This window comes from Micrococcus sp. HMSC31B01 (genome assembly GCF_001816085.1).
Classification (GTDB): Bacteria; Actinomycetota; Actinomycetes; order Actinomycetales; family Micrococcaceae; genus Micrococcus; species Micrococcus luteus.
On record NZ_KV825311.1, the window covers coordinates 1 to 1,780 of the forward strand.

General features: G+C 74.4%; 2 protein-coding genes. Both read left to right on the forward strand.

The annotated features are described in order from the left end of the window. The coding region (locus tag HMPREF3105_RS10055) for an LCP family protein (protein WP_246830371.1) at positions 1-1,075 on the forward strand (1,075 nt) is incomplete at its 5' end. Then, positions 1,065-1,780 (forward strand): glycosyltransferase (locus HMPREF3105_RS10060; protein ID WP_141762500.1); only part of this gene is annotated, 716 nt, incomplete at its 3' end. The genes HMPREF3105_RS10055 and HMPREF3105_RS10060, both read left to right, overlap by 11 nt.

Here is a 1,780-nt window from a genome sequence, read left to right on the forward strand (position 1 = left end):
CCCGCCGGTCGCGCGGCGCCGCCGGCGCTGGCCGTGGGTCGTCGGCGTGCTCGCCGTCCTGCTCGCGGCGCTGCTCGGCCTGGGCGCCTGGTACACGAGCTCGCTCGGGCGCACCTTCGACGACCACCGGCAGACGGTGGACGTGGGGGCGCTCGAGCAGGCGGCCGGCAACGGCCCGCTGAACGTGCTCGTCCTGGGCTCCGACTCCCGCGAGGGCGAGGGCGAGCAGGACATGGGCCAGCGCTCGGACACCATGATGCTCGTGCACATCCCCGCGGACCGTCGCCAGGTCTACGTCATGTCCGTGCTGCGGGATTCGTGGGTCACCGTGCCCGGCCACGGCGAGGCGAAGATCAACTCGGCCTTCGACAGGGGCGGCTACGCGCTCGCCGTGGACACGGTGGAGCTGCTGCTGGGAGTGCCGATCCACCACGTCCTGGAGGTCGACTTCCAGGGCTTCCGGGGCGTGACGAACGCGCTGGGCGGCGTCGAGGTCTGCAACCCGCAGGCCTTCTCCTCCGGTCAGGCCAACCCCTCGTACTACCCGCGCGGGCACATCCTGCTGCAGGACACGGCCGCCCTGCGCTACGTGCGCGAACGGCACGCCTTCGACGACGGCGACGTCACCCGGGTGAAGAACCAGCAGCGCTACCTGGCCGGGGCGATGGACCGCTTCCTCAGCCCGCAGATCCTGGGCAATCCCGCCCGCACCACCGAGGTCGTCGCCACGTTCTCCGACCACCTCGGTGTGGACGAGGGGCTCACGTCCGGAGTGATCGCCTCGCTCGCGTGGCAGCTGCGCGACGTGCGCGGCGAGGACGTCGAGATGTTCACGGTGCCTCGCAAGGGCTTCGCGGAGGGCCCGAACGGCGACGCCATCGTCGAGCTCGACGAGGACAAGCTGGCGGACCTGCGCTCCGCCCTCGCCGACGACGACGTCCAGCGCTATGTCGACGAGCACGAGCCCCAGAAGGAGAAGAAGGCCCAGGCCGCCGGCGGGCCCGCCCCCGTGCTGACCCTGCTGACCGGCACCACGCCCGCACCCGCCCTCGGGGAGGACCCCTGTGACGACTGAGTCGCGCCGCCCCCGCCTGCTGCTGGTCTCCCACTCCTACCGGCCCGAGCGCACCCCTCCCGCGCGTCGCTGGGGCGCGGTCGTGGCGGCGCTGCGGTCGGCGGGCTGGGACGTCGACGTCGTCGCGCCCGGGGGTGTGCGCCCCTTCGCCGGGCCCGACGGCGAACGTGTCCTGCCCACGCCTCGCCTGCCCCTGGGGGAGGCCGGCCGCAACGGCCGCTTCGCCGAAGCGGTGGTGCACGCGCTGCTCGCCATCCCCCGTGGGATGGCCACCCGACGCCCGGACGTGGTGGTGGCCACCGTGCCCGCCCTGCCCGTGGTGGTGCCCGGCGTCGTGCTCTCCCGCCTCTGGCGCCGTCCCCTCGTGCTGGAGATGCGCGACGCCTGGCCGGATCTCGCCCACGAGGCCGGGGTCCACCAGGGCCTGCTGGGCGTCGCGATGGAACGCGTCGTGACCGGCGGCCAGCGCGCAGCCCGGCTCGTGGTGACCGTCACGGACGGTTTCGCGGAGACGCTGCGCGGGCGCGGGGTGCGGGTGGTCCGCACCCTGGGCAACGGTGTGGACCTGGCTCGCCTGGCGGTGGCGCCGCGGCGCGAGCGGCCCGCCGGTGAGCTCCACGTGCTGTACCTGGGCAACATGGGCGAGAGCCAGGGGCTCGAGCGGCTCGTCGACGCCGCGGCGACGCTGCGGCGCACCCGGCCGGG